The organism is uncultured Cytophaga sp. (assembly GCF_937863595.1).
Lineage (GTDB): Bacteria > Bacteroidota > Bacteroidia > Cytophagales > Cytophagaceae > Cytophaga.
Window position 1 is genome coordinate 1 of sequence record NZ_CALMGQ010000027.1, and the last position, 26,412, is coordinate 26,412.

Sequence of the window (26,412 nt, forward strand, 5' to 3'; positions counted from 1 at the left end):
CTTTCGAAATAGTAAAAGTTGGACCTGACCAGGCATCTATGCAGATATACAACAGTTGGGGAAGTCAGGTATATAGTAATGATGACTATTTGAACAGCTGGCCAGAAGATAAAACAGAAGCGGGTGTGTATTATTATCAGTATGGTGTTTTTAACTGCAATAGAAAAGGCTGGGTGCAGGTGATGAAATAGTTGCTAGTTTTTAATTGCTAGGAACAAGACCTAAAAAGTACAAAGTACAAAGTACGGAGTAATGAGTACGCATTAGGTATTGAATTCTATCAATATTATACTCGCCACTAGTCTCTTAGAATCTTATAACATAAATTGTCGCCTGTGCCTGTTTCAGTTAACGACGAAGCGATTCACACTAACACGTATTTAAAATACATACGTATTGGCTCCATATTCACATGAATCCTTGGTGCAATTTCCGACTTATAACTTTTGGCATTAGGCCTTCCGCTTTAAGCTTTCTGCATTAGGCCTTAAGCCATCCGCTTTCTCCTTTCCCCATTTCTTATTATATTTGGAATTGGTACGCCATTGAAAAAATCGAATAAAAAAATATAAAAGAACATCGAATATGAGAAAGAAAGTAATTGCAGGGAATTGGAAAATGAATAAAACACTTGAAGAAGGCGTTACATTGGCTTCTGAAGTGGCAAATATGGCAAAGGATGAGCTTCCAGGTGATGTACATCTTGTTATGTGTGTTCCATATATTTCTTTAGCATCGGTTTCAAAAGTTATCAATGATAAAGTAGCATTAGGTGCTCAAAATGTATATCAAAAAGAATCTGGCGCTTTTACGGGTGAAATTTCTGCACCTATGTTGAAGTCTGTTGGAACGAAATATGTAATTATTGGTCACTCTGAAAGAAGAGAATATTTTGCTGAAACAAATCAGCAATTAGCAGATAAAGTAAACATCTCTTTAGCAAACGGATTAACACCATTATTTTGCTGTGGCGAAACATTGGCGCAAAGAGAAAAAGGCATTCACATTGATTTCGTAAATACGCAATTAACAGAAAGCTTATTCCACTTATCTCCGGAAGATTTCAAAAAAGTGGTAATCGCTTACGAACCAATCTGGGCAATCGGTACAGGCGTTACAGCATCTGACGAACAAGCACAAGAAATGCATGCAAAAATTCGTGAGCATTTAGCTTCTAAATACGGCACAGTTGCAGAAGAAATCAGCATATTATATGGTGGTAGCATGAAGCCAGACAATGCAAAAGGATTGTTGGCGTGTAAAGATATTGATGGTGGTTTGATTGGTGGCGCATCGTTAAAAGCACGCGATTTTATTGACATCGCTAAGTCTTACTAATTGAAATATGAAATGGTCTGTGAGTCACAGACCATGGAGAAGATCTGGCGCCAGTGTTAAGCGAAGCGTCACTGGTGTCTAATTATTACGCAGTCTTTGACTGCATTTTATTAGGAAACATGTAGTCAAAGACTACAAAATGAAAGACACCAGTCTGAAGACTGGCGCCAGATTAGCCAGGTCAAATGGTTTGTGTGTCACAAGGCATGGTTTAGGCAGTCTTTGACTGCATTTTAAACCATACACCTCGGTCTGTGACTCACAGACTGAAAATATTTACATTATTTAACCAACATACAACCCCGATCGAAATCGGGGTTTTGTTTCTTATGGAGCAATATATAAAAGTAGAAATTGCCGTAAACGAAAGCGCACAAGAACGCGTAATGGCAGAGTTGTTAGCAATCGGTTTCGATTCATTTGCAGAACATGATACACTCTTAGAGGCATATGTTGAAAAGGCGCTGTTTAACGAAACAGAGCTAACAGAAGTGTTGAGTGAAATCGATCCAAGTTATACATTTGTGTTTGCAGACATGCCAAACATTAACTGGAACGAGGAATGGGAGAGAAATTTCGAACCCTTGGTGATTGCAAATAGATGTTATGTACGTGCATCCTTTCACCCAGACCGCCCAGAGTTTGAGTATGAAGTGGTTATCAATCCTAAAATGTCGTTTGGAACGGGCCATCATGCAACAACTTCATTAATGCTTGAATATGAGCTTGAAACGGATTTAACCGATAAAATAATGATCGATGCAGGCTGTGGAACAGGTATTCTCAGCATTTTGGCACAAAAAAAAGGAGCAAAGAAAATATTTGCCTTCGATATTGAGGATTGGGCTTTTGAAAATTTGATTGAAAATTGTAATTTGAACGGATGTGATAGGATTCAAACCGGACAAGGAACCATCACTGAAATCATTTCATCCGATATTCAAGTTGATATTTTGTTAGCAAACATCAATAAAAATGTCTTGTTGGCGGAAATGGATGAGTATTACAAACGACTTCTTCCCAAGGGCTTATTGTTTTTAAGTGGTTTTTATGAAGAAGATATACAAGATATTTTAGACCGAGCTGAAGCAGCAGGTTTTAAGAAAGAAAGTTTCAAAGTAAAGGACCGTTGGGTTTCGATGAAACTTTTAAAAAACTAAAACGATGAAAATTCGTTTTTAAAAAAGAAATTTAACTATTGAATATGCAAAGAATTCAAACTATTGCTCTGCTTTTTTTTATGAGTATGTTGTTACAGACTTCGGTCTTAGCGCAACAAAAATTTTCAGATGATCCTTCTGCGTATCCTGCCGATGTTCAAACGATGATGGCTGTTACTAAGGACCAAGCATCTATAGATGCAGGTTCTGCTCTAGCATCCTCTTGGGGTAGTTTTAGTGCTTCGCAACAAAAGGCAATCGTTACACTTTCCCAGAAGTTAGTAAAAAGTAAAAAACTAAGAACGAATCCACATTTTAAAGATTTGTACATTACCTTAACCGCTATGCAGGGTAGAGGTATGGGAGGTGGACAGTTGGATACATTTTTAATCATAACCGACCAGTTTATTGAAACACTTGCCGGAGCACAAATGGGAGAATTTTTTAAAACAACTCGTTTAATTACACAGGAAAATTTATTTTTCAGCTCTACATATAGTACTCTAAAATTAGAAGGGGGAAGTTTTGCATTTAGGCTTGAGGGAAAGAAACCTGAAATTGTAGAAGAGATTCCAGTAGAAGATACTGTTCAGGTTGAAAATCGTTTTGAAGATTGGGACAACTTTGATCAAAACGAAGAGACTTGGGGTACAGAGGAAGTGGTAGCCCCTAGCAACGATCAATTATTGGATAATGGGTACAACCCACCTGCACAGCCCAATCTAGAAGGGCCAGTGATTGTTTTTAATGGTGGTACCTTGGTTATCACAACAGCAGTAGATACGGTTCAAATAAAAAATACTTCTGGTGCTGTAGGTTTGAAAACAGGATTACTTGTTGGTGAAGGTGGAACATTTGATTGGTCAAGCGTTGGCTTGCCAAATGTATATTGCGATTTGGGTGGTTATAATTTTCCTGTAAAAGGATTTAAGTTCACATCGGAAGGATCCAGATTACATTATCCAGAACAAACGGATTCAATACCTATTGGTGTATTTGAATACAATAGTGTGAAAGCAAGAAGTTATGCTGATAAAAACTATCCGCGCTTTAAATCTTTTTATAGTAATATCCCTGTTAAAGGATTGGATAAAAATATTGAGTATCATGGTGGTTTTTCTTTATCGGGTACAAAAATATATAGCTCATCCATAGATGAAGGATATTCAGAAATAAAAATATTAAAAAATAACGAAGTTAAGGTCCGCGCAATTTCTAACCGTTTTCAATTAGGGGATACACTTATAACTGGGGACTATACCAAGCTTGTTATTTATCAAGGAACAGATTCAATTTACCATCCAGGTACTATTTTCAAATACAATAAGAATAGTGAATTGTTGAGACTAACTAAATCGAATGGCTATCGAATGGCTCCTTTTTTAGATTCGTATCACAAACTCGAAATTACAGCGGATGCATTAACGTGGAACTTGAATGAAGACATCATTAATTTTAAAATTATAAATGGCCGTACAGAGATAGCCGCTTTGTTTGAATCTCAAGAATATTACGAACTCAACAAATATGCCCGTTTAAAAGGGATTTATCAATTCCACCCCTTGCAACTTGTAGTGTGGTATTCGGATAAAATGAAGTCGAAAGAATTTTCTGTATTAGAACTTGCAGATGCTTCTAAAATTTCAGCTACAACTTTGAAAGGCGCTATGATTCAATTAATGAAACTTGGCTTTATTGATTACAATTCAAAATCAGGGCAAGTAATTGTTAAGGAGAAAGCTTTTCATTATGTATTATCAAGTAGAGATAAAAAAGATTATGACAACATCAACTTTGTTTCATTAAGCCCCTCAGGTGCAAATGCTGAGTTAAATTTAGAAAGTAATTCTTTGATTGTACATGGCGTGAAGCGCGTTTATATTAGTGATTCACTTTCTGTAAATTTCGAACCAGATAGCAGTACAATTGAAATTTTAGCCAACCGAGATTTTAAATTCAACGGAAAAATCAATACATCAAATTTTCAGTTTATAGGAACGGATTTTGAATTTAACTACGATAGTTTTTATGTTGTATTAAATAATATTGATGCAATTAAATTAGCCGTTTCGGAAGAAGATAGTACTTCAAAGAAAACAGGTAAAGCAAAAGTGTTAACAAATGAATTGAGATATTCGTCTGGTAAATTATATATCAATAAACCAAATAATAAATCTGCCCGCAAACGGTATGCAGAGTATCCAATTTTTCAAGCATCAACCGGAGCAAGTGTGTTTTTTAATAAACCAGATGTTGCAAAAGGAGCCTACGATACAACCTTTAAATTTAAAATCCCTCCGTTTACGGTGGATAGTTTATCCAATGATGACCCGAGTGTAATTGGGTTTGATGGGACATTTGAATCCGGTGGAGTGTTCCCAGATTTTGAAGAGCGACTTGTTGTAATGCCTGATTATTCGTTAGGTTTTGCACATGGCACTCCTGAGAAAGGGTACAAAATGTATGAGGGTGATGCGGTGTATAACAACATGATTAAATTAGATAATCAAGGCTTACGCGGGAATGGTGTGATTCAGTATCTGAATACAACTTTAGAGTCTCATGATTTCGTGTTTTTTAAAGACTCTACTATAACAGACGGTACAAAGATGACAACAAAATCGGGCAAAAATCCATTGTTGGATCCATCCGTTACCATGCCAGATGTGCAAATTGATGCCTATCGATTGATGTGGAAACCGAAAGTAGATACTATGTATATGTCTTCTATTTCAAAACCATTTAACATATATGATTCAACTGCAACATTTGATGGTACCTTAGCCTTAACCCATAAAGGAATGTTTGGCATGGGCGTATTATCGACGAAAGATTCGGAAATAGAATCTCCTAAGTTTCATTTAGAAGACATGCACTTAAGTGCAAATGATGCAATTTTTAGAATCAAGTCAGATAATCCTGAAAAGCCCGCTTTAAAAACGATTCATGCTAAAGTAGATTTTGATTTGAAAAAGGGTATTGCAACTTTTGGTCCAGAGCAAGAAGGTGTTGCAAGTACCGAGTTTCCGTATGCACAGTATAAAACGAGTATAGGTAAAGGTACTTGGAATGTTGCGGAGCGAAAAATATATTTGGAAGCAACAGATTCTACGCAAATAGGCAACTCTTATTTTTATTCTACACGAAAGGATCAAGATTCATTGGTGTTCAATGCCACCAGAGCTGAGTATATAATTGACTCCTTGATATTGAGTATTTATGGTATTCCATATATCGTAGTAAACGATGGTAAAATTACCCCAGAAAATAACCATGTGGTTATTAAAGAAAATGCTGTAATGCAAACGCTTAACAATGCTTTATTAGAATTTGACACCTTAACCAATTATCACCATCTATACGATGGAAATGTAGATATATATGGGCGTAGAAACTTTAATGGCGAAGCTTTATATAGATATGTAAACTTAGGTGCTGATACCCTGCAAATCTTGTTCAGTAATTTTAAGTTTGTTGCACCTGAAAAGAAAAAGGAAAACTATTTGACCACGGGTATTGCGCAAGTACAGGAAGATGATTCTTTGTTTGTAGGAGATAAGATTTTATACAAGGGGAATATTATAATGAAGTCTCCTGAAAAATTCCTAGCTTTTGAGGGGTACATAAAATTGGCTTTAAAGGGTCAGTTGAGCTATTCCTCTTGGCTGAAGTATTCTAATACTGGCGCTACAAATACCGTTTCGGTTGATTTAAATAATGCTGTTTCTGAAAGAGGAAATCCGTTAGTTACTTCACTTTCATTTGATAGTAAATCCAATCAATTGTACCCGAATTTTATTTCTGAAAAAGTACACCCCGAAGATCAAGATTTATTGCCTGTATCTGGTATTTTTCAATACAATCCAGATTCTACAGAATTTATTGCCGGAGATGCTAATAAACTAAATCAGAAATCATACAAGGGAAATTATTTTGCTTATAATGACAATTCCTCTGCCATTAAATTTGGAGGCAAGTTTAATATTTTAAGCCCAGACCCAAATGTTACAGCATATACCAGCGGTATTGGTAACGCAAAATTAGTTGAAGATGCCTACAGCTTTAATTATTTCCTAGGGTTTACTTTCAAGGGCAATACAGTGCCATTGACAGCAATGGCTGCAAATATTTCCGCGTTATCTATCTCATCTGAGCCAACAGAAGAAGTAAATTCGTTTGACGTGGATGTGGTTAAAAAGCAAGAGCAAAAAGATAATTTGTTATTCCAGAAATTAGCAGAGTTTATCGAAAACGAGGGTGTTGCAACCTATAAGACAAAACGTGCTGCTGGTCAAAGCGGATTATCCACCCTCACTTCAAGTTTTCAAAAGGGTATTTTCTTTTCAGAAGTAAAAATGAATTGGTCGCCAGAGTATAAAACGTTTTATAGCGTAGGCCCGGTTCAACTTTCACATATATTAAAAACAGACATTAATAAATCTGTAAAAGGATATATTGAAATTAAAAAATCCATTTCTGGAGATGTTGTAAGTATTTATCTTGAGCCTGTTTATGGTAATTGGTATTTTATCAAATATGAAAACAATCGATTAGCTTATGCTGCATCAAGCGGTGATGTATCCACAGCGATTGCTTCTAAAACAAAAGGTGAAATGGCTGATCGTAGCAAGTTCTTTGTTGTGCAAGCAGAAGCGATGGAAGTGAATCAATTTAAGGCGGCGTTCAAGGAACATTATGGCATAGTTGAGGATGAATTTGAGGAGCCCGCTTTTGACCCAACTGTACCTAATTTTGAAACAGATTCTTTACCAATGGATTCGGTATCGATTGAGAAGCGCAAGCAAATGGAGTTAAATGATACCGATAATACTAAAAAACGTATGGATGAAACCAATCCAGATACCTATAAAGATGATGGAAGCAACCCAGATCAATATAAGTTGAAAGAACAGGATACAGATTATGAAATTGATGAAAATGGAAAGCGAATCAATAAAGCAAATAATAAATCGACGATAGAAGAACAACAACAAAAACAACGCGACCAAGAACAACTCAAGAATTTGTTTAAGTAAACGTGTTGTAGGTAATAGGATTATTTCGTTTGTTCCGTCAATCAATTAAATTATCTTTGCAGATTAATACCTATTTTCCTAAAGGATAATAGCAACGATGTTCTGCTTAATACCGTACTAATTAATATGAATACGAATATATTATATATCATTTTAGGTGCTTTTGTAGCCTATTTAATGGGCTCCTTCATTACTGCAATTTGGTATGGAAAACAATATCATAACATAGATATACGTACTGCAGGAAGTGGCAATGCAGGTGCCACCAATACTTTTCGGGTACTTGGTAAAAAGGCAGGTATTATTGTTATGGTGATTGATATATTTAAAGGATGGCTTGCAACGAGTTTGGCTGTGCTATTAATTCATTATTCTATTATAGATCCAAAACAATTAGATGTATATAAATTGATTTATGGATTGTGTGCTGTTGCTGGTCACATATTTCCAATTTTTGAACGATTCAAAGGAGGTAAAGGTATTGCGACATTATTAGGTATGGTATTAAGTATTCAATTTGAAGCGGCTTTACTTTGTTTAACCGTATTTCTAATTGTACTTATTGCTACAAAGTATGTTTCTATCGGTTCAATCTTATCTGCACTGTCGTTTCCACTGATGATAATCTTTATTCCACGATTTCATACCGAAACACCTATAGTTATTGTTTTTGGCTTTGCAATCTTCTTGATGGTTGTACTGACGCACAAAAAAAATATCAAACGTTTGTTTTTAGGGGAAGAGAATAAGACCTACCTCATTAAGAAAAAAGTGCAGTAGTGTTCCCATAAATTGCGCCGCCAATAGTATCACAAGAAGCACCCGTAACGGTGCTTTTTGCATTTGGAATATTTTTAATGCGTAATAAGCCCAAGAACCCGAAGATAATAGCTTCCTTAAATTGAATGGTTGTGGTATCGGGTATTACGAGCGTTATATTTTTGTCTGCATAGTAACGAACGGAGTCAATTAGAAACGTATTAAATGCTCCACCTCCAGTAATAAGTACCTCCTTACAATTATTTTTTAAGGGCAAAGCACCTAAGCTTCTTGCTATTTGTTCCGCAGCATGTAGTACAAGCGAATGCAAAATATTTTCAATTGGTTGGCTTGAATATTTTTCTATGATTGGGAATACGACAGAATCTACCCACTCCCTACCTATAGATTTTGGAGGAACTTGATTGTAAAAAGAGATTGCAGATAATTCTGTTAAAAGTGATTCGATAGGCTTTCCACTTTTTGCTATCTTCCCTTGGTCATCAAAGCTTTTGCCAATCTTAGCGGTATATGCATTCAATAATATGTTTACAGGACAAATATCATATGCCGTATTGATGTGGTTGGTAACGTAACTAATATTTGCAATGCCTCCCAAATTGAGACATCCACTATAAGCACCAAATAACAATTCATCACCAAGTGGCACCAATGGTGCACCTTGTCCGCCAAATGCAACATCAACAGACCGTAAATCTGTTACAGTAGGGATAGCGCATGCAGCGTATAAGGATGCGCCGCTGCCAATTTGTAAGGTATACCCCTTTTGTGGATTATGGAAAATGGTATGTCCGTGAGCAGAAACCAAATCAATAGATAGGTTCTGTTCTGTTAAGAACGTGTGTAAAGCAGTCCCTTGAAAGGTTCCGAAAGAACGGTCTAAAACAATCAGTTCTTCGCCAGACAAGCGCATTGCTTGGTTTAATTCAATTTTAAATGCTTCAGAATAATCAATCGTTGTTGCTGCAATTGTTTTATAGCTCCATTGATTATCTATGTTTTCAAATCTACAGATTGCTATGTCAAGACCATCCAATGACGTGCCAGACATGAGACCTGCAACTGTGTATGATTTATGTGTCATATTAAATCAATTTATGAATGTCGTTTATTTTAGCAATGTACTGAACGAATGCGTAAATTTTATGCAGTCGATCAAGCCACTTATTTTATTAGGGTGTAGATTTTATAAATTTCGGAGCACATAATTGGTCTGAAATCTACAAAAGTTGAAATATGAGCGTTTAAATCTTATAGCTAAATGACATTTTAATATAAACATGCAACATAATTTAGTTGCGAATACAATCAAATTTCATTCTCTCAATAATAGGCGTCTCTAGTCATTTGAAACTCCATTAGGTTTTCAATTTATCACTAAACTAAAACTAGTATGCCCAAAGTGATTAAACAAACATATAACTTTTTATATTTGAAAATAAATAAATGAATACATGAACATTGTCTTAGATGTAGGGAATACGTATATAAAAGTTGGCGCTTTTGAAGGCGAAGAATTGCTTTGGTCGCAGAGTTTTTCAGAAATGGCAGATGTTGTCTTGAAAATCGAAGCGCTTCAACCTACCTATATCCTTATTTCTAGTGTACGTTCTGATGATGCCTTGCATACATTAAGTAGGGTTTCAAAAGTTTTTTATGTAAGTTCTCAAACAAGATTACCCATTGATATAGTGTATAAAACACCGAATACCTTAGGCTCGGACAGGATAGCTGCTGCTGTAGGTAGTACCGTGTTATTTCCGAAGCAAAATAACCTTGTTTTTGATATCGGTACGTGTCTAACCCATGGCATTATTGATTCAGATCAGAAATATTATGGAGGCAGTATCAGTCCTGGTGTTGAAATGCGATTTAAATCACTTGCACATTTTACCCAAAAGTTGCCTCTTTTAGAAGTGCCAGAGAGTCTAGTTGAAATTACAGGAAAATCAACCGCTGAATCTATTTATAGCGGGATATTAAACGGAATGCAGTTTGAAATAGAAGGATTTATTGCTGCTTATCAAAATAAATACCCTGCTCTGAACGTATTATTGACTGGTGGGAGTGCGCCTCTTTTTGAAAAGAGGTTAAAAGAATACATCTTTGTAGTACCGGAGTTGAATTTAATAGGTTTAAATCGAATACTGAATTATAATGTTTAATGAATTTAAGGGATTTGCCCTACTAGTACTATTATTTTTTACGACACTTGTATCAATGGCTCAAGGCCTTGGAAATTCTCCTTATTCACGTGTTGGAATTGGCGATTTAATGCAGTATAGAGGCAATATCCGAAACATGGGAATGGGGTATACTGGATCTAGTTTATCGAGTAAAGAATACATGAATGTCTTGAACCCTGCAGGTTTAGGCAATTTTAGACGTGAGTATACGGATTCGCTAGTGAAGTTTGATGTTGGATTTACGATTCAATATAAAACATTCAAAACGGGCAACTCCCAATCTACATCAACCGGCGCAAACATTAATAATTTGGCATTTACATTTCCGGTAACCAAAACCTATACCACAGGTTTTATGCTAAGTCCATTATCCATTGTTCAAAATAAGTATAGCTATCAAGATTCGGTAGCGAATGATCCAAATCACTATAGTACAAAATATAAATATTTAGGAAATGGTGGGGTTTATCAATTTCAATGGATGAATGGAGTTGGTATTACAAAAAATTTGGCATTAGGATTAACAGTAGCCTATAATTTTGGGTCTATTACTCAAGAATCTACTTCTCAATTGATTATAAATCAATATGTGCCAGATTATGAAAACGAAGTAGGTTCTCAGAAGAAGTCAAATTATAGCGGATTGTCCTTTAAGCCTGGCTTTATTTATAAAAAACAGTTGTTAAAACGTATAAAATACACATATTATTCCGCAGACAGTTCATTTATTGATAGTGTTGTTAAAGTTAATAGACCAATATATTTTAAAATAGGAGGTAGCGTTGACTTGTATTCAGGAATGAAATCAACTGTCAAACAAAGTCTTTTTGTTCGAAACCCCAATAATTTATTAATTACAGATTCAACGTTTTCGACGTCATCAGGAAAAGTCAATTTCCCTAAAACATATAGACTTGGTGCAAGTTTTGAAAATCCGGGTTATTGGTTGGTAGCGGCCGACATTATTTATTCTGATTGGTCTAACTTCAATAAAAATGGAGTGAAGGATAACGAGTTAAACGCATCTTCTTACACCTTCGCCCTTGGAGGAGAAATTATACCTAGAAACTTTGTTAAAAATAGCTCTAAAATATATCGTGGCCATAGAGTTAAAACCTACCGTGCAGGTGTATCTTATACAGCAACTCCCGTTAATATTGGTGGCAGAAATTTATATGATTATTCATTTTCTATTGGTGCTTCTTTGCCAATTGGTCTGCGTTCCAAAGGAAGTGCAAATACCGCATACGTACCAATTTTACCTAAGGTTGGTGTTGCTTTTGTTGTTGGTCAACGATCTACATTCGCTGCGAACCAATTGTCGGAAACGTATTTTAGGTTGCAGTTGAGTATGACCTTATATGATAAGTGGTTTAATAAAAGACGTATTCAGTAATGTATCGTTTTATAGGGCTTGTTTGGGTGCTTTGTTTATTTGGTTGTATTGACAACGAGAAAGCAATTACTATTGAAGTCCCTTATGAAGGCGCTATGATGACTGCGAATAACATTAAAACGATTTATAGCGATTCGGGCGAAACAAAAATGATCTTAGAAGCTCCTGTTCAACTTTTATTACAAAACGATGATAGAGAGTTTCCTGAAGGTGTGCATGTTGAATTTTTCGATGAGAAAAAAGAACCCAAAGCAATTTTAACATCTAATTATGCCTTATTTGATAAGGATAAAAATTTATATCGAATTTTCGGAAAGGTAGTTATCGATAATAAACGCGATGGAAAAAAAATGTCTACCGAAGAATTATTTTGGTCTCCAGCTACAAAAAAGATTTATACCGATAAGTTTTTAATAATTGAGACTGGAAATGAAGTCATTAGAGGAATCGGAATGGATGCCACGCAAGATTTTTCTTCGTACAAGATTCATAAGCCTGTTGGAGAACTTTATGTAAAATAAACGTATGAAAAGTAAAAGCATCTTTACAGTAGTATTATTTTATGCCATGGCAGGCATGTTAATGATAGCAATTCATCAAAATATGACCAATGGATTTGCAGCAAGTTATATGTTTTACATGCTTACATTTATGTTGTTTTTAGGCTTTACCTATCGTAAAATGAGTGAACCTAAAGATAATGAGGAGGATGTAAAATCAAAAAGTTTAAAGTCACCAATAAAGTTCAATAAAAAAGGGAAATAATTAATTTTCAATTCGGCGTAAGACCTTTGTTTTTACGGTGCTTTGTCGTTATTTTGCAATTCTTTACAAACGTATAAAAATGGGTATTTTCAATTCAATCAATCAAAGATCCGGCCTTGTAGTAGGTACAATCGTAATCGGGTTACTATTATTTCTTTTAGGAGACGCTTTTACCTCTCCGAATTCAATCTTTTCTAGCTTCAATAATAAAGTAGGCGAAATAGATGGAACAAATATTACAATAGATGAATACCAGAGAAGTATTGTAAAAGCAGAAGCACTCTATGGTGGTTCTAACAATAACAATAACATGGAAGATTTGGCTTGGAATCAATTGGTATTTGACAATTTGAATAAGAATATTTACCAAAAAGATGGAATTGAAGTTTCTGCAGAAGAAAAGATTGACATCATTGAAGGTGATCACATGTCTGAAATCATCAAGCAACAATTTGGAAGTATTGAAGGCTTGGCTCAGTTTAAAAAATATCTTGAAAGCAATCAATTTCAATCTGAAGAAGAACGAATTGGCGTTAAAGGACGTTGGAATGCGTTGAGAGAGTATGTATACGACGAAAGAATGCGTAGCAAGTTTGATGCGCTTATTAAAAAGTCTGAATATGTTACCAAAGCAGAAGCTAAGCGTTATTACCATAGCATCAATGATAAAGTAGAAGCAGAATATGTATATGTTCCATTTTTCTCTATTAAAGATACAATAGCAGTTACAGATGCGATGATTGAAAAATACATCAAAGAACATGCAGCTGAATTTCAAGTGGAAGAAGGACGTTCTATTGAGTTTGCAGTATTTAACAATACCCCAACATCAGAAGATAGTGCTTATGTAAAGAAAGACTTAGCACAGATCGAAAACGATTTTAAATTTGCTAAAAACGATACTGCTTTTATTCGTGCAAATTCAGATGTTGTAGCTGATCCCGCTTTTGTACAAATAAGTCAATTGCCAACTCGCTTAGCGAATATGGCAAATACCTTACAAGTAGATAGCGTATATGGTCCATTTGCAACGAGCACTGGTTATTCATTAACTAAAATAATTAAAATTGAAAGTGATACAAATGTGATGGCAAAAGCAAGTCACATTTTATTCCGTACGAACGAAACAGATCCTGCTGAGAAAAAAGTAGAAGCAAAAAAACTTGCGCAACAAGTGTTATCAGAAATTCAAAATGGCGCTAGCTTTGAAAAAATGGCTGCTCAATATGGTGGTGATGGCACAGCAGCAAACGGCGGTGATTTAGGTTGGTTTGGAAAAGGACAAATGGTTAAGCCTTTTGAAAACGCAATTTTTAATGCAAATAAATCTGGAGTTTTACCAAGTATTGTTGAAACGCAATTTGGATACCACATTATTCGTGTGGATGTGCCTAAAATGGGTAAGAAATTCCTTGTAGCAACGGTACAAAATAATATAGAAGCATTTGATGCTACTGTAGATTCCGTATATAGAACGGCTGATGCATTTGCTGCGTCTGTTAAAGATACAGGTACCTTCAGAGCAGAATTGAAGAAATTCAAATCGGGTGTTTCGAAGTATGAACAACAAAACATAGATGGTGCATCTAAAAGTATAACAGGTGTTACAGAAGCTAGAGAAATTGTTAAATGGATCTATAATGAAGATAGAGATGTGAATGATGTGTCTGACGTATTCTCTATAGGCGACAAGCAAATTGTAGTTCTTGTTACACGTATTCGTGAGAAAGGTCTTGCTTCTGCTGAAGATGTAAAAGATCAAGTAAAACCAAAAATCGAAAACGAAGAAAAGGCTAAAAAGATAGCTGAAAAATTAAAAGCTACAGGCGGCGATTTCGCAGCAATTGCTAAAGCATATGGTTCCGATGCTACAACGGGCAAAGCTTCTGATATAACACTTTCATCTGGTATGATAACAGGTGTTGGTTATGAGCCAGAAGCAGTGGGTACACTATTTGGGCTTGCGAAGGATAAAACATCACAAGTATTAACAGGCGAAAATGGTATGTTGATTGTTAAAAATTTAAATTTTGCGAAATCAGAAGTAGCTGATTACAGTCAATTCGTTTCGCAATTGCAACAACAACGCAATAACCGTATTGCTTACGGAGTAATTGAAGCTGCAATAAAGAAAACAGCTACAATTGAAGATAAACGTTATAGATTTTAGTATTAAAAATATAATATGAAAAGAGTCACGCAAAACGTGACTCTTTTTTTTTGTCGAGAAAGTTTACTCTTGAAATTGTATATTTAATAAACACAGTATTTAAATAGAAGTATGGCTGCACAAACGTCAAAATACGACCTTCATTTTCAACAGCAACTAGCAAAGTTAAATATAGCTCAAACCCAGGCTGTTCATGCCATAGAAGGGCCTGTATTGGTAATTGCTGGTCCTGGTACAGGGAAAACACAAATACTTTCTGCACGCATTGGATACATTTTGGCAAGTGAAGATTTGCAGGTGCAACCACATAATATTTTGTGTTTAACTTTTACAGACGCAGGCACAGTTGCAATGCGCAAACGCTTGCTAGAGTTTATTGGTCCGGATGCATATCGCGTACACGTGTATACGTTTCATGGATTTTGCAATCAAGTTATTCAAGAAAACTTAGATTATTTTGGCATTCGAAATCTGCAACCTATTTCAGAATTAGAAACAATTGAGATATATCAAAAACTGATTGATAATTTTGATTCTAAAAGTAAGTTAAAGCGTTTTAAGGGTGATATCTATTATGACCAAATGGGTCTAAAAGATCTCTTTAAAAATATGAAACAGGAAGGATGGTCTGAACAAAATATGTACAGACTAATTGATCAATATGTAGATGAATTAAAAGACGATCCCGAATACCAATACAAGCGCAAATCAGGCAATAACAATAAAGGCGATTTAAAAGCGAGCTATTACAGCGAAATTGAAAAGATGGAAAAATTAAAAGCTGCAATAGCTGAGTTTTCTAATTTCAATAAAGCAATGGGAGATATTCGTAGGTATGACTACGACGATATGATATTGTGGGTGTTAAAAGCCTTTAAAGAAAATAATTTATTATTACGGAATTATCAGGAACGGTATCAATATATTTTGGTAGATGAATATCAAGATACCAGTGGTTCTCAAAATGAAATCGTTGATTTGTTAGCTTCGTATTGGGAGCGTCCAAACTTATTTGTGGTTGGGGATGATGATCAATCTGTGTATCGTTTTCAAGGAGCAAACATAAAAAACATTATTGATTTTAATGTAAAGTATACACCTGAACTCATTGTATTAAAAGAGAATTATCGTTCTACGCAAGCTGTCCTAGATGCATCTATGGCTGTTATAAAACATAATAAGGAGCGATTGGTTAACAGTGTTCAAGGCTTAGACAAAGAACTGCTTGCAAAGGGGCTTGTATCGAGTTCCGTTATTAAACCGCAAATCATAGAATATTATAATCGCTTACATGAGGAGGCTGCTATCGTAGAACACTTAGAACAATTGCATCAAGAGGGTATTGATTTGTCAGAAGTTGCAGTAATTTATCGCAAGCATTCAAACGTTGCAGATATAATTAAAGTCTTAGAAAAAAGAAAAATTCCTTTAAATATTAAGAAAAGTATCAATGTATTGGAATTGCCTTTTGTTCAAAATTTGATTGATATATTACGGTACATTCAAAAAGAAAATGATTATCCAGATTCAGGCGAAGAAGAATTGTTCCGTTTGATGCACTTTGAATATTTCAAAATTGACCCTAGAGATATTGCTAACATAGCTCGTAAAACTCGGCGTACAGCAGATAGTCCTTCTATTCGTTGGCGAGAATTGATGGCTAAGAAATCAGAATTAGAAAGTCTTAAATTACATTCCTTACAATCGATTCTGGATTTAGAAGCAAATCTTGTTTATTGGCAAAAGGAATTTCATAATATTACGCTGCAGGTATTGTTTGAAAAAATCACAACAAGAGGGGGTGTTCTTTCTTGGATTATGAACAACTCCGAGAAAACATGGTACATGCAAGTGTTGACTACATTCTTTGATTTCTTAAAAGAAGAAACCGCACGAAAGCCATTGCTACTGTTGAAAGAATTTCTTTTGACCTTGCAAAAAATGATGGATAACGACATCCGAATGAATTTGCAAAAAATCATTCATGCAGATAAAGGGGTTAATTTTGTTACCTCTCATTCATCAAAAGGCTTAGAGTTTAAGTATGTATTTTTGATAGGCTGTATCTCTAAAAACTGGGAAGGGCAATCTGCTCGTAGCTCAGGATTTAAAATACCGAGTACCATTACAGAGGTTGAAGACCATGATCAGGTAGAAGACGAAAGGCGTTTATTTTATGTTGCCTTAACACGAGCGAAAGAATTCCTATTTATTTCGTATCCGGCAAAAGATGAAAATGAAAAAGAGTTTGTTTGCAGTCGTTTTATTATAGAGTTAACAGAAGATGAATCGATTAAAATAGATAGCATTAGTGTTAGCGACGATACCATTGTGTCGTATAAATTAGATACAATGCAATTTACAGAGCCACCCATTATACCTTTAATTGACTCTGTTTACTTAGATGCGTTATTGGAAAAATATGCGTTAAGTGTTACGCATTTAAATAAATATTTAAAATGCCCCATAGCCTTTTATTTTGAGAATATGCTTATGGTACCAAGTGCACGTACTGCTTCATCAGGCTTTGGTACAGCTGTTCATGAAGCCTTAAAAGATTTCTTTGCAGCAATGGTATCAAATCCAGAGAAACAATTCCCCACGGTTGAATATTTATGTGAAACATTTAAAATGAAAATGAAAAATGTACATTCACATTTTACCTTGATTGAATATAAAAATTATGAAGAATATGGAGCAACGATCGTGCTTCCGGAGCTATATAATGCATACGTAGAGACATGGCATAAAGATGTTTTATTGGAACATAAGATAGATCATGTAGAGTATAAGGGTGTACCGATAAAGGGGAATGTCGATAAGATAGAGTTGTTTGGGAAAGATGTAAATGTGATCGATTATAAAACAGGAAAGTACACAACAAATAAAACCAAATTATTGCCACCAACAGAAAAGGAACCCAATGGGGGAGATTATTGGCGACAAATTGTTTTCTATAAATTATTAATTGAAAATGATCGCAAAACCAATTACAGCGTTATCTCGGGAGAGTTAGACTTTGTAGAACCAGATGCGACTACGAAACAACAAACCAAACATAAAGTTTTTATTTCACCTGAAGACGAACAAGTAGTGGGTGAACAAGTAGTTGAAACATATACTCGAATTATCAATCATAAATTTGACACGGGCTGTGGGAAAGAAGATTGCACCTGGTGTAATTTTGTGCGCTATAATTACACTCCAGTAGAGATGCAATTGTCGTCAGATGAGGAATAGTGGACTATATGGATTTTGAAGAAGATTCGATTCAATGTTCTGAATAGTAGCTCATTTTCTTATAATAGTATAATTGATTATTGGATAGATTAAATAATTTCGATAGATTTATATACATCTCTATGTATAGGTGTAAATCTGAACGTATATGTGCTTGATGAAAAAATATATAAAGTTATTTATAGCAATGTTTTTTTTGGTGAGTGTTCATTTTTCTTGTAAAAGAGAATTTGAAAAGCCAAGATGGAATACGGAGATTCTTGCACCACTTGTAAAAAGTAGGTTGACAATAAACAACATCATAAAAGATACGAGTCAAATAAAAAAGGAATCGGATAAAAGTATTTCGTTGGTGAGTCGTAAAGAAATATTTAATTACACCATAGATTCAATAGTATCGTTAGACGCTCCACAGTTTAAAAAAACTGTAAAGTTAGAGAGTTTAGTTTTGGCAGATCAAAGCGTAACAAGAAGAATCTCTTTGGGAGAAATTGCATTGCAATTATTAAAAGGTTCTCCGAGCGATAAAAATTTAGGTGCAGCTATCTTAGCGGCAAATGCCTTAGGAAAATTTGGCCAAAAATTTGATTTCTCTGGTGTGACAGGTGTAACAACTGGTCCAATAAGCGTTGATGTAAATAAATTTTTTAGAACTGCTGATTTGAAGACTGGACAACTACAAATAGCAATAAAGAATGAGTTGCCATTAACCGTTACCAATTTAGAGTTTAGCATTAATAATTTAATTCCTCCATCAAACATTATTACACAATCGTATTCCAATATTTTACCTAATGAGACTAGATCCACTTCAAAAGATTTGGCGGGATTAACAATTGGTTCTATGTTAGAAGCAACAATTCTAGATTTAGGGATTGGTTCAGGTAAAGTAATCATTGATACTTCTAACGCAATTTTAGTGACATTATCCATTAGTAATGTTACAGTGAATTCAGCAACGGCTATTTTCCCAGAACAAGAAGTTGTAAACGAAACATCAAATGTAGAATTGATGGGCTTGAATAATGTTGAATTAACACAAACAATTATTCGTACAGGAACAGTACGTGCCGATGTATATAGTACCGCAGAGGATACGGTTCGTTTTACATATGAAATACCTGCGGCACTAAAAAATGGACAGCCATTTGTGTTTGAAGCAGTCGTTCCTCCTGCTCCGCCCAATGGTACGTCTCATGCGGTGTTTAATAAAGATTTTTCTGGATATACCTTAGATCTAAGAGGTATTGATGGCTTGCAATACAATACCTTTTATAATGTATTAAAAGGAAAGATCAACTACACAGGTAGAGTAGTAAACTTATCACTAGAGGATAGTTTAGATATTACGCTCACGCTTGTTGATCCGAAGCCCAGCTATGCCAAAGGTTATTTAGGCCAAAGTGAATTGGTTGTTGGTCCGGGGGATGTAAGCGTAGGAATATTTGATAATATTTCTGCAGATATTTTGAATTTTTCGTCTGCTTCTATTGATGTTGTAATTGAAAATGCATTAGGAATACCAGGTGAAGGTTCTGTTGGACAAATAACTGCATCTAATACAAAAACGGGAGCTAGTTTAACTTTAACAGGTGCGCCGTTGAATCAAAACTTTCCAATAGCTCCTGCTACGGATGCAGGAGGATACCCGATTCCTGTTTCATCTACAATAGATTTATCAACTGGGTCGAACGCAACAGCGTTATTAAACCTGTTGCCTAATAAATTTTCATACGCAGGAGATTTTAAATTAAATCCAGCAGGTAATTCAGGTACGCACACGGATTTCGCATATTCTGGTGTAGACTTAAAAGCATATTTGGATATTAAAATACCCTTATCCATTATCGCTTCAAATTTAGTATTGTCGGATACAGCAAAATTTAATATTCCTGAATTAAAAACATCGGGATTACAAAAAGGAAAATTTAATTTATTAGTTTGGAATGGTTTTCCTTATGATGTAAAGGTGGACATGCGTTTTTTAGATAGAAGTGGCATTCAAGTGGATAGTATCATCACAACAACAATCATAAGCGCTGCAGCAATTAATGGCAGTGGAAGAGTTGTAGAAAGCAAATATTCTTCAGTAGAATTTCAGCTAAGTCCTGCAATGATTTATAAATTATCAAATCAAGTAACGGATGTAGTATTTACTGCACGCTTTGATACGCAACCAGCAAATACACATGTAAGCATATATGATGATTACGCGATTGATTTTAAATTAGTGGGTGATATGAATGTACAGGTGAATAGTGGAAAATGAGAAAGCTTAGTAGTGTAATCGTAATCATTGCATGTTCAATCGTAAATGTATTTGCTCAAGTAGATTTTGATCGACCTGAAGCATTTTTATTTGAACGCAAAAACCGTTTAGTTAAAGTTTTTGACTCCTTAAATACAGATTTGGAGCTTATAAAAACGAAGCATAAAACGTTTGGTGTTGAAAAAGAAGATTCGTATAAAGGCTATTTTTCTGTTACAGGAAGTGGTTACATCAATTCAACTGGATTAACAAACTCCTTTTTAAAATCATATTTATATACCAAATCGTTTATTGATGATGATTTAAAGCAACAACAAGTAGACCGTTTTAAAAAGTCGAATGCATTTGGGGCGGACATTAAAGTTGGGATATATGGACAATATTTAATTAAAAATATTCGAGTAGAAGCAGGATTAGCATACAGAGATTTTTATTCTTCTCAATTCTCATCCGATGCATTTAAATTAATTTTTTATGGCAATGCAATGTTTGCTGGTCAATCTGCAAACTTGAATCCGATGTATATGAATAACGTTAATTACCAATCGTTATATATGGGATTGAAAAAAACAGTAGGGAAGAAACAGAACATACAATTGGGGGCTCGTTTAGGTGTATTACGAGGAGGTCGTTTGCAAAAAATAAAGAGTAATAATCTATCTTTATTTACTGCTGCTGATGGAAGTTATTTAAGACTTAATGGAAAGTTTGATGTTACATATACAGATGACTCCTTATATTCAGCTGTGCCGCGTATGAATGGTTTGGGTTTGTCTACGGATTATTTCTTTTCAATAAAAGCAGCTCGCAGTGAATTAGCTATTGAATTATTAGATGTTGGTTTTATACATTGGAATGATGTCGTAAGCTATTCAGGAGATGGATCCTATACATATAATGGATTGCAGGTTGATAATATTTTAAGCGGCAATGGCGTATCATTAGACCCCATAAATTTGCAAACCTTATTCAAAAATATGGGTTTGAATAAAACGGTACAAGATGTAACCTATTGGCTGCCTTCAACCCTTCATCTATCATATTATAGACATTTGTCGCCCAAAATAACCCTAACAGGTGGTGTGCGTCAACAATTTGTGCATGGGTATAAGCCAAATGTTTATGGGAAATTAGCATATTATATGAACAAAAAATTTGTTCTAATTCCCATGCTTTCTTATGGCGGATTTGGCAGAGCCGATGTGCAGTTAGGGATAGCGAAGTCCTTTTCAAATCACCTACTCATTTCAACCAATTTACTTTGGTTTGAATATTTTGCAATGCCTAATAAAAGTTCTGGTCACGGAATGAGTGTTGCATTGAGTTATTATTTTTAACTTGTAGCATGATTGCTATTTGGGATGTAATAAACGTACTTTCTAAAACAACTTTTAAAAGAGTGTATACACTCTTTAAAGTTGTGGTAAGTTATCAGTATTCGAAAATTTCAGGAAATGTAATACACCCCTCAGTACCTTTTTCCATTGCTATTGAGCCAACTACATCCTGTAATTTACGGTGTCCAGAATGTCCTAGTGGTTTACGGTCGTTTACAAGACCAACTGGGATGTTAACTAATACAATGTTTTCAAAAATCATTGATGAAATACATAAAGAACTGAGTTATCTTATTTTTTATTTTCAAGGAGAACCGTATTTAAATACTTCATTTTTAGAAATGGTAAAATATGCTTCTGGTAAAGGCATTTATACTGCTACTTCCACAAACGCACATTATTTAAACGACGAAAATGCACGTAAGACGGTAGAGTCTGGTCTGGATCGATTGATCATATCCATTGACGGAACTACGCAAGAGGTCTATGAACAATATAGAATTGGCGGAAGTTTAGAGAAAGTGTTAGATGGTACAAAAAATATTTTGGCCTGGAAGAAAAAATTGAACTCTAAAACGCCACATGTAATTTTTCAATTTCTGGTTGTTAAGCCCAATCAGCATCAATTAAAAGAAGTTCGCAAAATTGCAAAAGAGTTGGGCGTTGGTGAAGTTCGATTTAAAACGGCACAAATTTACGATTACAAAAATGGTTCAGAACTGATTCCTGATATTGAAAAGTTTTCACGTTATAAAAAGAATGCGGATAATACCTATACTATTAAAAACAAATTATTAAATCATTGTTGGAAAATGTGGCATTCGTGTGTGATAACATGGGATGGGAAAATTATCCCTTGTTGTTTTGATAAAGATGCGCATTATGTAATGGGTGATTTGAATACACATTCTTTTAAAGCAATTTGGAATAGCGCACCCTATATAACGTTTCGAAAATCGTTATTAAAATCTAGAGGTGAAATAGAGATGTGCAAAAATTGCACGGAGGGAACAACCGTTTGGGCGTCATGAATTCAAAAACATTTTCCTCTACAGATATTGCGCAGTATTATGATGTGAGTGAAGATCATTACACGTTTTTTTGGGACTTGAATCAAAGTCATGCGCTTCATTATGGATATTGGGATGAGACCACCAGCACTTTTAGAGAGGCATTAGCAAATATCAATCAGATACTCGCAAATGAAGCCGAAATTAAAGCAGGCATGAATATCTTGGACGCTGGCTGTGGTATTGGAGGGTCTTCCATTTGGCTTGCACAACATAAAAACGCAACAGTTACGGGAATAACATTAAGTGCAAAACAAGCAGCACGAGGGAATGATATCGCTCAAAAAATCGGTTTAGAAAATCAGGTATCTTTTCAAGTTCAGGATTATACAAATACAAATTTTGAGAGTAATACATTCGATGTTGTTTGGGCCATAGAAAGTATTTGTCACGCAGAAGATAAAAAGAAATTTGTTGACGAAGCATTTCGTTTGCTTAAACCTGGAGGCACATTAATTATGGCCGATTTTTTTATTGTGAATGAAGGAACGCAAAAAGAACAAACAGAAATAAATAAATGGGCGCATGGTTGGGCAGTTCCTTTTTTTGAAAAGAAAAATGTATTCGAATCGTATTTGAAGGATCGCAACTTTGAGAAAATTGAAATGATTGATGCAACCAAAAATATTTTAAAGTCGGCTAAAAGACTCTATCTTGCTTTTTTCCCTGGTTGGCTTATATCAAAAGTATATAATTTTCTGAATAGAAATACAACAGAATTTTCGAAGAAAAATGTCTACACAGCATACTTCCAATATACAACCCTTAAAAAGGGCTTATGGAAGTACTATATTGTTAAAGCGGTAAAGTGATTTATTTGTTCAGTTTTTGTTGTGCTTCGTTTGATGAACATCCTCCGCAGCCTTCACTTTTAGAACTTGTTTGTTTGAAGAGTCTTCTCACAATATAAATCAATGCCCAACCTACAATAGTTGCAATAATAATATTTTGTATGTTCTCGCTCATATCTAATAATACGTTTTGTTCGTTTATTTGGTTCCATAGTACATGATAATTGACATGGTTTTTATAAATTGTAACTAATATCGTTTATACTAGAGTCTTAAAAATCAACTTTATAATTACTATTATTAGAGGGATATTTTTAAAATAATCGATATTGAATGGTACATTAAATGTTATTTTGATATTTATGAGATGTTTTTTTATTGGAATTATATGCATCTTTTTAGGTGTACTTTCAATTCAAGTGGATGGTCAAACCACTACGGAATATAAAAAGAAGTGGTTGTTTGGCATGAACTGGGGAGGTGCATGGGAAAATGCGGATGTGCACTCTAGGCTTGGCACAGGTTGGGGTTTGACTTTGGAAAAAGAGATCATAGCAGATAATACGAGTACATTTGGGTTTTCATTAAGAGGAAGATACTTACATACATGGATGTGGGGTCGCGAAATGACACCTTATTTTGGTGTTAATAATGATAACAATTTAAACGGAATTGCGAACCCTTCTATTAATTATACGAGTAATGGGTTTGTATATAGAAATTTTTTCACAAAGACAGATGAATTTTCTCTTGAAGGCTTATTAATACTGAATCGATTAAGAGCTCATAGCGGGTTTAAAATATATGGTTTTGGGGGTATCGGTGCTACAGGTTATGTATCTAAAATCAATCAGCTGGATGACAGAGGCACTATGTATAATTATTCATCTGTTTCAACAAGCGCAAGGTCTTTAACACGTAGTGATTTAAATACGTTATGGGATAAAAGCTATGAAACGAATGGTGTAGCTGGTCAAAGTAGAAATTCGTATGTATTGTCTGGGGCAATAGGTATTGGGATTGGGATAAAGTTGTCTCCCAATGTGTATTTAGGTTGGGAGCATAAATACACCTATACATCTACCGATCATCTGGATGCAAGTATCTATCGCAATAATGGTGCAAAGAGCATAAAAAACGACCGATATCATTACAGCGGTTTATTTTTAACAGTTGCTATAGGTTCAGGGTCTGCACATGTAGAAAACCCTCCAGATAATAGAACATATTATCCAACTGCAACACCTATTCAAAAGCCAGTTATTACATTACTATCTCCTCGGCAAAATCCAGTTCAATTAACAGACTGTTATGCATCCATTAAAGTTAGTATAACAAATATTTCTTCTGTAAATCAAATTAGTGTTTTGATAGATGGGAATACGCTGCCTTCAAATTATTATACATTTAATGCAGTTACTCAAATAGTAGAAATAAATGCTGCGATATCTGGCAATTCTGTTTTTTCCATTATTGCTCAAAATAATTCAGGAAAAGATACCAAGTATGTATATACAAATTGTTATCCTGTTCTGACCCCTTCTAGATCAAAAGTTCCTGAAATATCAATCGTAAATACTTCATCCAATAACTGCATTGCATATGTTGTGGCTTCCATTAAAAATGTTTCAGACCCTAAAAATGTTGTTGTTATAATGGATGGTGAAGTTTTAAATTCGAGACAATATACGTATAATCCGAATTCAGAAACATTGGTAATTAATAAACCCTTTAATCAACGTTCTTTAATTATAATACGTGCTGTAAGCAATGGATTTGCTACAGAACAAAAGGTGAATCTATCCTGTTCGCCTGCAAATACTCCTAAAACAATTTTAATTCCTGTCATAAAGATTACTAAATCTGAAATTGCAACGAGTTCAACCAATGCTTGTGTTTCAGATATTACGGCAACAATTGTAGGAATTGAAAATATAAATATGATTACCATTACTAGAAATGGCGCCTTGTTAAATGCAAGTAATTATATTTTTGACACAAATAATAATTTACTAACGATTACCGAGCCTATCGTTGGAATGAATACGTATTTAATACAAGCTTCTAATGCAGTTGGAACGGCGACCGCAACTGTTGCATTGGAATGTATAGATAAGCAAATTACTTTATCGCCGACGATTGTTTTAATTCAGCCAACAACATCGATATATTCCTCAACGTCATGTAATGAACATCTTATTTTAAAAATTGCAGGGATTAATACCATCGAACAAATTCATGTTTTGGTAGATGGTGTTCCCTTGAATGAAAAGAAAATGCAATTTGATAGGAGTACTGCATTACTTACATTTAATTCTGTTGTAGTTTCTAAAACAAATATCATTATTTCTGCATCAAATGATGGTGGAACTGCTGTAGAAAAAATAGTAATTACTTGTAATCCTTTATCGGATCCATCCATTGATAGTACGGAGATTGTTAAGGAAGAACAAGTAATCATTTGCCATCAATCGATAGATGGTTCCGGAATTGCTCAAACAATTTCAATTCCTAAAAGCACCTTGGCTGTGCACTTGTCCCATGGTGATCACGTTGGTTCCTGTATAAATGGGGATGATACTCCTATAGATGTACCAGTTTCGCCACCAGTAGATCCTGTTCCTCCAACACCAGAACAGACGATCGTTATATGTCATAAGAAATCAGATGGCACCGTAGCAACCATCACAATTGTGAAAAGTCAATTGGCGATGCATTTAAATCATGGAGATCATGTAGGTGCATGTACACAAGCAGACGTTCCTGTTAAGCCGGTGGATCCTGTTCCTCCAACACCAGAACAGACGATCGTTATATGTCATAAGAAATCAGATGGCACCATAGCAACCATCACAATTGTGAAAAGTCAATTGT

Annotated in this window: 18 protein-coding genes; 16 read left to right on the forward strand and 2 right to left on the reverse strand. The window is 34.9% G+C overall.

Annotated features, from left to right (window positions below; all coding sequences use genetic code 11):
* From Q0543_RS02200 to plsY, 5 genes are all read left to right on the forward strand, one after another.
* The coding region (locus tag Q0543_RS02200) for a gliding motility-associated C-terminal domain-containing protein (RefSeq protein WP_299248488.1) at positions 1–191 on the forward strand (191 nt) is incomplete at its 5' end.
* Positions 192–585: 394 nt separating this feature from the next.
* Positions 586–1,338, forward strand: a complete 753-nt coding sequence (gene tpiA, locus Q0543_RS02205; RefSeq protein ID WP_299248491.1) for a triose-phosphate isomerase — start codon at positions 586–588, stop codon at positions 1,336–1,338.
* Positions 1,339–1,667: 329 nt separating this feature from the next.
* Entirely contained in the window at positions 1,668–2,498 is an 831-nt protein-coding gene (prmA, locus tag Q0543_RS02210) for a 50S ribosomal protein L11 methyltransferase (RefSeq protein WP_299248493.1), read from the forward strand.
* A gap of 44 nt (positions 2,499–2,542) precedes the next feature.
* Positions 2,543–7,534, forward strand: a complete 4,992-nt coding sequence (locus tag Q0543_RS02215) for a hypothetical protein (RefSeq protein ID WP_299248495.1) — start codon at positions 2,543–2,545, stop codon at positions 7,532–7,534.
* Between the two features lie 126 nt (positions 7,535–7,660).
* A complete protein-coding gene (gene plsY / locus Q0543_RS02220) occupies positions 7,661–8,314 on the forward strand; it encodes a glycerol-3-phosphate 1-O-acyltransferase PlsY (protein WP_299248497.1) in 654 nt (217 codons plus the stop codon).
* On the opposite strand, the gene Q0543_RS02225 is transcribed toward plsY, so the two are convergent.
* The gene (locus Q0543_RS02225; protein ID WP_299248500.1) at positions 8,295–9,398 is read right to left on the reverse strand and encodes an anhydro-N-acetylmuramic acid kinase; all 1,104 of its coding nucleotides are present in this window, start codon (positions 9,396–9,398) and stop codon (positions 8,295–8,297) included. The two genes, plsY and Q0543_RS02225, sit on opposite strands and share 20 nt — an antisense overlap.
* Before the next feature lie 370 nt (positions 9,399–9,768).
* Here Q0543_RS02225 and Q0543_RS02230 point away from each other — a divergent pair, with 370 nt between their 5' ends.
* From Q0543_RS02230 to Q0543_RS02275, 10 genes are all read left to right on the forward strand, one after another.
* Positions 9,769–10,479, forward strand: a complete 711-nt coding sequence (locus Q0543_RS02230) for a type III pantothenate kinase (protein WP_299248501.1) — start codon at positions 9,769–9,771, stop codon at positions 10,477–10,479.
* Between the two features lie 55 nt (positions 10,480–10,534).
* On the forward strand, positions 10,535–11,896 hold the full coding sequence (locus Q0543_RS02235; protein WP_299248503.1) for a hypothetical protein: 1,362 nt from the start codon (positions 10,535–10,537) through the stop codon (positions 11,894–11,896).
* On the forward strand, positions 11,896–12,417 hold the full coding sequence (gene lptC, locus Q0543_RS02240; RefSeq protein ID WP_299248505.1) for an LPS export ABC transporter periplasmic protein LptC: 522 nt from the start codon (positions 11,896–11,898) through the stop codon (positions 12,415–12,417). The genes Q0543_RS02235 and lptC overlap by 1 nt, the downstream gene beginning before the upstream one ends.
* 4 nt (positions 12,418–12,421) lie before the next feature.
* Entirely contained in the window at positions 12,422–12,661 is a 240-nt protein-coding gene (locus Q0543_RS02245) for a hypothetical protein (RefSeq protein ID WP_299248507.1), read from the forward strand.
* A 79-nt stretch (positions 12,662–12,740) separates the two neighbouring features.
* Positions 12,741–14,831 (forward strand): peptidylprolyl isomerase, encoded by a 2,091-nt coding sequence (locus Q0543_RS02250; RefSeq protein ID WP_299248510.1) that lies wholly within the window; start codon positions 12,741–12,743, stop codon positions 14,829–14,831.
* Positions 14,832–14,942: 111 nt separating this feature from the next.
* The gene (locus Q0543_RS02255; protein ID WP_299248513.1) at positions 14,943–18,071 is read left to right on the forward strand and encodes an ATP-dependent DNA helicase; all 3,129 of its coding nucleotides are present in this window, start codon (positions 14,943–14,945) and stop codon (positions 18,069–18,071) included.
* A gap of 157 nt (positions 18,072–18,228) precedes the next feature.
* Positions 18,229–20,340: a hypothetical protein gene (locus Q0543_RS02260; RefSeq protein WP_299248516.1), complete on the forward strand. Its 2,112-nt coding sequence runs from the start codon at positions 18,229–18,231 to the stop codon at positions 20,338–20,340.
* A complete protein-coding gene (locus Q0543_RS02265; protein WP_299248519.1) occupies positions 20,337–21,677 on the forward strand; it encodes a hypothetical protein in 1,341 nt (446 codons plus the stop codon). Before Q0543_RS02260 ends, Q0543_RS02265 begins: the two co-directional genes overlap by 4 nt.
* An 8-nt stretch (positions 21,678–21,685) precedes the next feature.
* Complete coding sequence (locus Q0543_RS02270; RefSeq protein ID WP_299248523.1) at positions 21,686–22,708, forward strand: SPASM domain-containing protein; 1,023 nt, start codon at positions 21,686–21,688, stop codon at positions 22,706–22,708.
* Complete coding sequence (locus Q0543_RS02275; protein ID WP_299248529.1) at positions 22,705–23,559, forward strand: class I SAM-dependent methyltransferase; 855 nt, start codon at positions 22,705–22,707, stop codon at positions 23,557–23,559. Before Q0543_RS02270 ends, Q0543_RS02275 begins: the two co-directional genes overlap by 4 nt.
* Position 23,560: 1 nt before the next feature.
* On the opposite strand, the gene Q0543_RS02280 is transcribed toward Q0543_RS02275, so the two are convergent.
* On the reverse strand, positions 23,561–23,713 hold the full coding sequence (locus tag Q0543_RS02280; RefSeq protein ID WP_299248532.1) for a FeoB-associated Cys-rich membrane protein: 153 nt from the start codon (positions 23,711–23,713) through the stop codon (positions 23,561–23,563).
* A 187-nt stretch (positions 23,714–23,900) separates the two neighbouring features.
* On the opposite strand from Q0543_RS02280, the gene Q0543_RS02285 reads away from it, so the two are divergent.
* The coding region (locus Q0543_RS02285) for a hypothetical protein (RefSeq protein WP_299248534.1) at positions 23,901–26,412 on the forward strand (2,512 nt) is incomplete at its 3' end.

Excerpts from the sequence above, each read along its gene's own strand:
- tpiA (WP_299248491.1), top strand. The coding sequence starts at position 586 with ATGAGAAAGAAAGTAATTGCAGGGAATTGGAAAATGAATAAAACACTT.
- prmA (WP_299248493.1), top strand. The coding sequence starts at position 1,668 with ATGGAGCAATATATAAAAGTAGAAATTGCCGTAAACGAAAGCGCACAA.
- Q0543_RS02215 (WP_299248495.1), top strand. The coding sequence starts at position 2,543 with ATGCAAAGAATTCAAACTATTGCTCTGCTTTTTTTTATGAGTATGTTG.
- plsY (WP_299248497.1), top strand. The coding sequence starts at position 7,661 with ATGAATACGAATATATTATATATCATTTTAGGTGCTTTTGTAGCCTAT.
- Q0543_RS02225 (WP_299248500.1), bottom strand. The coding sequence starts at position 9,398 with ATGACACATAAATCATACACAGTTGCAGGTCTCATGTCTGGCACGTCA.
- Q0543_RS02230 (WP_299248501.1), top strand. The coding sequence starts at position 9,769 with ATGAACATTGTCTTAGATGTAGGGAATACGTATATAAAAGTTGGCGCT.
- Q0543_RS02235 (WP_299248503.1), top strand. The coding sequence starts at position 10,535 with ATGGCTCAAGGCCTTGGAAATTCTCCTTATTCACGTGTTGGAATTGGC.
- lptC (WP_299248505.1), top strand. The coding sequence starts at position 11,896 with ATGTATCGTTTTATAGGGCTTGTTTGGGTGCTTTGTTTATTTGGTTGT.
- Q0543_RS02245 (WP_299248507.1), top strand. The coding sequence starts at position 12,422 with ATGAAAAGTAAAAGCATCTTTACAGTAGTATTATTTTATGCCATGGCA.
- Q0543_RS02250 (WP_299248510.1), top strand. The coding sequence starts at position 12,741 with ATGGGTATTTTCAATTCAATCAATCAAAGATCCGGCCTTGTAGTAGGT.
- Q0543_RS02255 (WP_299248513.1), top strand. The coding sequence starts at position 14,943 with ATGGCTGCACAAACGTCAAAATACGACCTTCATTTTCAACAGCAACTA.
- Q0543_RS02260 (WP_299248516.1), top strand. The coding sequence starts at position 18,229 with ATGAAAAAATATATAAAGTTATTTATAGCAATGTTTTTTTTGGTGAGT.
- Q0543_RS02265 (WP_299248519.1), top strand. The coding sequence starts at position 20,337 with ATGAGAAAGCTTAGTAGTGTAATCGTAATCATTGCATGTTCAATCGTA.
- Q0543_RS02270 (WP_299248523.1), top strand. The coding sequence starts at position 21,686 with ATGATTGCTATTTGGGATGTAATAAACGTACTTTCTAAAACAACTTTT.
- Q0543_RS02275 (WP_299248529.1), top strand. The coding sequence starts at position 22,705 with ATGAATTCAAAAACATTTTCCTCTACAGATATTGCGCAGTATTATGAT.
- Q0543_RS02280 (WP_299248532.1), bottom strand. The coding sequence starts at position 23,713 with ATGAGCGAGAACATACAAAATATTATTATTGCAACTATTGTAGGTTGG.